This is a genomic window from Pseudoalteromonas sp. MMG007 (assembly GCF_018100985.1).
Lineage (GTDB): Bacteria > Pseudomonadota > Gammaproteobacteria > Enterobacterales > Alteromonadaceae > Pseudoalteromonas.
Window position 1 is genome coordinate 74,092 of sequence record NZ_JAGJEI010000017.1, and the last position, 6,487, is coordinate 80,578.

Genomic DNA, 6,487 nt, shown 5'->3' on the forward strand with positions numbered 1-6,487 from the left:
AGATGGGTTTAAAAAAATATCTAGAAGATATCGAGCCGAATTTTGAAGCCGGTGGTAAATATGAAAAGTTCTACGCTCTGTATGAAGCAGCAGCAACAATTTTTTATACACCAGGCTATGTAAATAAAGGCGCGACACACGTACGCGATAACATCGACCTAAAACGCATGATGATTTTAGTGTGGATGGCGACGTTCCCAGCTATGTTTTTTGGTATGTTCAACATCGGTCATCAGGCCGCAGGTGCTTTGGCACAAGGTTTTGAACTAGCAAATTCTTGGCAGGTTGGTCTGTTCCAGTTATTCGGCGGTGAGTTAACTGCTGAATCAGGCTGGGGCGCTAAAATGTTCTACGGAGCATGTTTCTTCTTACCTATCTACGCAGTAACGTTTGCTGTAGGTGGTTTTTGGGAAGTTATATTTGCTTCAGTGCGTAAACATGAAATTAACGAAGGTTTCTTTGTAACGTCTGTTTTATTTGCACTAATACTGCCTGCTACAATTCCTTTATGGCAAGTTGCGTTAGGTATTACGTTTGGTGTTGTAATCGCTAAAGAAATCTTTGGTGGTACTGGCCGTAACTTCCTAAACCCTGCTTTAGCGGGCCGTGCGTTTTTATTCTTCGCATACCCAGCTCAAATTTCTGGTGACACGGTATGGACAGCAGTAGATTCTTTCTCTGGTGCAACTATGCTAGGCCAAGCATTCGCTGGCACACTTGATTATGCAAACATGGAATTATGGTGGAATGCGTTTTACGGTTTCATCCAAGGTTCTGTAGGTGAGACATCTACACTTGCAATATTAGCTGGTGGTTTGTTCTTAATATATGTTCGTATTGCTTCTTGGCGCATCGTATTAGGTGTATTCCTAGGTATGGTAGCAACTGCGTTTTTATTAAATGCGGTAGGCTCAGAAAACAACCCAGTATTTGCAATGCCTTGGCATTGGCATTTAGTACTAGGTGGATTTGCATTCGGTATGTTCTTTATGGCTACTGACCCTGTTTCTGCTGCATTTACCAATAAAGGTAAGTTCGCTTACGGCGCACTTATTGGCTTTATGGTAGTTATGATCCGTGTTGTGAATCCTGCTTTCCCTGAAGGTATGATGCTAGCAATCTTATTTGCTAACTTATTCGCTCCATTGTTCGATCACTTTGTAGTGCAAGCTAATATCAAACGGAGGTTGGCACGTAATGTCTAGTAATAACGAATCAATCGGCAAAACGTTAACGGTTGTTGTTGCACTGTGTTTAGTGTGTGCAATTATTGTATCGTTTGCTTCTGTACAGCTTCGTCCTTTACAGCAAGCTAATAAAAACAAAGATATTCAAAGCAATATCTTAGCTGCTGCGGGCATCGATAAAGTTGAAAATGTATTAGAAACATTTGACGCAAAAATCGAAGCACGCGTTGTAAATATGACTACGGGTGAGTTTGTAGATACAGATCCAACAATCTTCGACTTTGAAAAAAGCAAATATGATGCTGAATTAAGCGTTTCTCTTAAAGAGAAAGGCGTAACAGACATTGCTGGTATTCAACGTGTGACTAAAGAGTCGCCGGTGTATATCTCTAAAAAAGAAGATGGTTCAGTTGATGCAATCATTCTTCCTATCCAAGGCTACGGCTTATGGGGCTTAATGTATGGTTTTATCTCGCTTGAAAGCGATGGTGAAACGGTTAAAGGTATTATCTTTTACAAGCATAATGAAACCCCTGGTCTTGGTGGCGAAATTCAAAACCCACAGTGGACTGCAACATGGGAAGGCAAAGAACTGCCAATTCAAATTGTTAAAGGTACTGCGGGCGGTGATGAGCATAAGATCGATGGTCTTTCAGGTGCTACATTAACGTCTAACGGTGTTGACAATGCAGTTGACTTTTGGACTGGTGAAAATGGCTTTGGCCCTTTCCTTGCAAAAGTACGTAAAGGAGCATTGAAATAATGGCTGATTCTAAAGAAATGAAGGCTGTCCTGTTTGGTCCGGTTTTAGCTAACAACCCAATCGCATTACAAGTACTTGGTATTTGTTCTGCGCTAGCGGTAACGTCTAGCTTAAAAAATGCGTTAATCATGTCAATCGCATTGACATTAGTAACTGCGTTTTCGAGCTTCTTTATCTCGCTTATTCGTAACCAGATCCCATCATCTGTACGTATCATCGTACAAATGACAATTATTGCATCGTTAGTAATCGTTGTTGACCAAGTACTACAAGCATTCTCTTACGCTACGGCAAAAGAGCTTTCTGTATTCGTTGGTCTAATTATTACTAACTGTATCGTAATGGGTCGTGCGGAAGCATACGCGATGAAATCGCCACCACTTATGTCATTCCTTGACGGTATTGGTAACGGCTTAGGCTACTCTGTAGTACTTCTTACTGTTGGCTTTATTCGTGAGCTATTTGGTAAGGGTTCACTATTCGGTGTTGATATTATCCCATTAGTACAAGATGGCGGTTGGTATCAGCCTATGGGTCTATTGATTTTACCACCGAGTGCATTCTTCATTATTGGTTTATTCATTTGGGTACTTCGTACCTTTAAGAAAGACCAAGTAGAAGCTAAAGCGTAAGGGGCAAACAGTGGAACATTATATTAGTTTATTTGTAAAAGCCGTTTTTATTGAGAACTTAGCGTTGTCATTCTTCTTAGGCATGTGTACTTTTTTAGCAGTATCTAAAAAAGTAACTACATCAATTGGCCTAGGTATAGCGGTTATAGTTGTATTAGGTATTTCAGTACCAGTTAACAACTTGGTTTACCATGCGGTACTTGCACCAGGCTCACTAGCTTGGTTAGGTTACCCAGATGCAGACCTTAGCTTTTTACGTTTCTTAACTTTCATCGGTGTTATTGCAGCACTTGTGCAAATTTTGGAAATGGCATTAGATAAGTTTTTCCCTGCACTATACAACGCATTAGGTATCTTCTTACCACTTATCACAGTTAACTGTGCAATATTTGGTGCGGTATCATTCATGGTTGAGCGTAACTATAACTTCGGCGAGTCTGTTGTTTATGGTATTGGCGCTGGTGTAGGTTGGGCGCTTGCAATTACTTTACTTGCAGGTATCCGTGAGAAAATGAAATATTCAGACGTGCCAGACGGCCTACGTGGTTTAGGTATTACCTTCATCACTGTTGGTTTAATGGGACTTGGCTTTATGTCATTCTCTGGTATTTCACTGTAAAGGTAGCGAGGATAAATCATGGATTATCAGATTTTCTTAGGCGTTGGTGTTTTCATCGCTATCGTTGTACTACTAGTTTTAGTGATTATTGGTGCTAAATCTAAGTTAGTTGCGAGCGGTGACATCATCATCAGCATTAATGGCGACCCAGACAAAGCCATTAAAACATCAGCAGGTAGCAAGCTTTTAGGCGCGCTATCTGAGTCAGGTATTTTCGTATCATCTGCATGTGGTGGCGGTGGCTCTTGTGGTCAGTGTCGTGTTCACATTAAAGAAGGTGGCGGCGATATCTTACCAACTGAACTTGATCACATTTCTAAAGGTGAAGCCCGTGAAGGCTGTCGTTTAGCGTGTCAGGTAAATGTTAAAAACGACATGGAAATTGAGCTTGAAGAGTCAATTTTCGGTGTTAAGAAGTGGGATTGTGAAGTTATCTCTAATGATAACAAAGCAACGTTCATTAAAGAACTTAAGCTGCAAATTCCAGATGGCGAGTCAGTGCCTTTCCGTGCGGGTGGTTACATCCAAATCGAAGCACCCGCTCACCACGTTAAATACTCTGAATTTGAAATTCCTGAAGAGTATCGTGGCGACTGGAACCACTTTGGTTTCTTCGACCTGGAGTCAAAAGTAGACGAAGAGACTATTCGTGCTTACTCAATGGCTAACTACCCGGAAGAAGAAGGCATAATTATGCTTAACGTGCGTATCGCTACGCCTCCACCAAGAAACCTTAGCTTGCCTTGTGGTAAAATGTCATCGTACATTTGGTCATTAACAAAAGGCGACAAGGTAACTATTTCTGGTCCATTTGGTGAGTTCTTTGCTAAAGATACTGACGCAGAAATGATTTTTGTTGGTGGTGGTGCTGGTATGGCGCCAATGCGTTCACATATCTTTGACCAACTTAAACGTTTGAACTCTAAACGTAAGATGAGCTTTTGGTATGGTGCACGTTCTAAACGTGAAATGTTCTACGTAGAAGATTTTGACGGCCTAGCTGCCGATAATGAGAACTTCGTATGGCATACAGCACTTTCAGATCCGCAACCTGAAGATAACTGGGAAGGCTATACAGGCTTTATCCATAACGTGTTATTTGAGAACTATCTTAAAGATCACGAAGCGCCAGAAGATTGTGAGTACTACATGTGTGGTCCTCCAATGATGAACGCGGCAGTTATCACAATGCTTAAAGACTTAGGTGTAGAAGACGAAAATATCTTATTAGATGATTTCGGTGGCTAACACCATACCAAAACACATTCGTTTTGGTTAAAATACCAGCCTCGTTGCACTTAGTGTTACGAGGCTTTTTTTATTCTTTATTTTATAAGTAGGCTTTCATGAATCGAGTGGGTGCATCTCAAAGCGTTATAGCTTTATTTTTTATTACATTGACTTTATTACTCACTGGTTGTGGCGAAAAGCCAACACCAGAAGGTGTTTTTTTAGAAGGTAGAACAATGGGCACTACTTATCATATTAAGTTTTATGATGAGCAAGCGCAGTTATCACCTAAAGCATTACAAGCACAAATAGACGACGTGCTAAAAAATGTAAACCAGTCAATGTCTACTTATATTGATGACTCTGAAATAAATACATTTAACAGGCTACCTGCTAATCAAGTTATGCCTATCAGTGAAGACTTTAGGGCTGTAATAAGTGAATCGATTCGCATAGGTAAGTCAACAAAAACTCTCGATGTGACGATGGGCCCTTTAATAGATTTATGGGGCTTTGGACCTGATAAAAAGCCAACTAAGCGCCCAACTGATGAAGCACTTGCTGCAATGATTGAAAAAATTGGTGTAGATAAACTTAATCTTACAGAGCAGGGGCTGGCTAAAACTGTTGATGGATTGGAGCTGTCATTTTCAGCTACTGCTAAAGGCTATGGTATTGATAAAGTAGCGCAGCTATTAGAAAGTCACAGTATTACTAATTATATGGTTGAGATTGGCGGTGAGCTTCGCATTGGCGGCGAAAAGCCTAATAATCAAGATTGGAAAATTGCAATTGAGCAACCTGATGCCAAGCCTGGTGAGCGAAAGGTGCACCGTGTTTTATCGCCTGGCACAAATGGTATTGCTACATCAGGTGATTATCGTATTTTTTATGAAATGGATGGTGAGATTTATACCCATCTAATTGATCCGGTAACGGGTATGCCAATTAAACACGACTTAGTATCGGTTACTGTATTGCACCCAAGTGCAATGGCTGCGGATGGCCTGGCGACAGCGCTTACTGTAATGGGGATGGATAAAGCACAAGCATATGCAGAGCAACATGATTTACCTGTTTATTTAATAGCTAAATCACAAGAAGGGCTAATAACGTATTCAAGCCCTGCATTTAAGCCATACTTGTAATATAATTAATCTTAATTTAGGTTGGTTTAAGCCTAGAGCAATATTCTAACCTAATTTTTAGAATAGACTTTACTCGCATCTAAATTGTATTTTAGTGTATAATTTAATAGTCGCTTAAGAATGCTTGAGCATAATTTATTGCTGATCAATAGGGGCTAAGCAATGTCACTTTTTCTTCTTACTTTTGGCTTACTAATTTTAATAGTTTCGGCGATGGCTGTTGGTATGATCGTGCAAAAAAAATCTATGGCGAGCAGCTGTGGTGGTCTAGGCTCTGTAGGTATTGATAAAGCCTGCGATTGTGATGACCCATGTGATAAACGTAAAAACCGCATGGCTAAAGAGCAAGCTTGGAAAGAAAATCAAATTATCTAAATTTGTAAAATAATCAATTTTATAAAAAGCGCTTTTAAAGCGCTTTTTTTGTGCCTGCTATTTGTGTATGTATTTAGCTTCTAAATAAACGCAACCTTAATGTATTAGACCAAAGTCTATAAGTTAGTTTTTTTCATCCATTAGGTTTATTTTTCTCGTTTGTCAAATTGGAGCTAACACTCTAAAGTTTAATCATAGACACAGAGCAAGGCTCTCGTCATAAGCTTGAGGCATAAGTTAGCCTCGCTTAAAAGAATCTTTATATTGTGTGTGAAGATGTTGTCAGTGTGAAAGGCAACTCAAGTTCGGTGGTGACTTAGCTTGGGTTGTTTTTATCCCCTACAATTGCCACACAGTGTAAACCAAGAATCTTTATATTGTGTGTGAAGATGTTGTCAGTGTGAAAGGCAGCTCAAGTTCGGTGGATTCACTTCCATAAATAACAGCTTGAGTTGTTTTTATTCCCTACAATTGCCACGTAGTGTAAACCAAAAATCTTTATATTGTGTGTGAAGATGTTGTCAGTGTGAAAG

7 protein-coding genes are annotated in these 6,487 nt (G+C 39.9%); all 7 read left to right on the plus strand.

Going from position 1 to position 6,487, the window contains the following annotated elements; genetic code table 11:
• The first annotated feature begins 2 nt into the window (after positions 1-2).
• The 7 genes from J8L71_RS16605 to nqrM all read left to right on the plus strand — a co-directional run bounded on the left by J8L71_RS16605 (position 3) and on the right by nqrM (position 5,954).
• Entirely contained in the window at positions 3-1,205 is a 1,203-nt protein-coding gene (locus J8L71_RS16605; RefSeq protein ID WP_211001515.1) for an NADH:ubiquinone reductase (Na(+)-transporting) subunit B, read from the plus strand.
• On the plus strand, positions 1,198-1,950 hold the full coding sequence (locus J8L71_RS16610; RefSeq protein ID WP_058547265.1) for a Na(+)-translocating NADH-quinone reductase subunit C: 753 nt from the start codon (positions 1,198-1,200) through the stop codon (positions 1,948-1,950). The genes J8L71_RS16605 and J8L71_RS16610 overlap by 8 nt, the downstream gene beginning before the upstream one ends.
• Positions 1,950-2,582: an NADH:ubiquinone reductase (Na(+)-transporting) subunit D gene (locus J8L71_RS16615; protein ID WP_211001516.1), complete on the plus strand. Its 633-nt coding sequence runs from the start codon at positions 1,950-1,952 to the stop codon at positions 2,580-2,582. The genes J8L71_RS16610 and J8L71_RS16615 overlap by 1 nt, the downstream gene beginning before the upstream one ends.
• Positions 2,583-2,592: 10 nt before the next feature.
• Positions 2,593-3,201: an NADH:ubiquinone reductase (Na(+)-transporting) subunit E gene (nqrE, locus tag J8L71_RS16620; protein WP_058547267.1), complete on the plus strand. Its 609-nt coding sequence runs from the start codon at positions 2,593-2,595 to the stop codon at positions 3,199-3,201.
• A gap of 18 nt (positions 3,202-3,219) precedes the next feature.
• Positions 3,220-4,449 (plus strand): NADH:ubiquinone reductase (Na(+)-transporting) subunit F, encoded by a 1,230-nt coding sequence (gene nqrF, locus J8L71_RS16625; protein ID WP_211001517.1) that lies wholly within the window; start codon positions 3,220-3,222, stop codon positions 4,447-4,449.
• 98 nt (positions 4,450-4,547) lie between these two features.
• A complete protein-coding gene (locus J8L71_RS16630) occupies positions 4,548-5,579 on the plus strand; it encodes an FAD:protein FMN transferase (protein ID WP_211001518.1) in 1,032 nt (343 codons plus the stop codon).
• Between the two features lie 162 nt (positions 5,580-5,741).
• Positions 5,742-5,954: a (Na+)-NQR maturation NqrM gene (gene nqrM, locus J8L71_RS16635; RefSeq protein WP_058547270.1), complete on the plus strand. Its 213-nt coding sequence runs from the start codon at positions 5,742-5,744 to the stop codon at positions 5,952-5,954.
• The last annotated feature ends 533 nt before the right edge of the window (positions 5,955-6,487 follow it).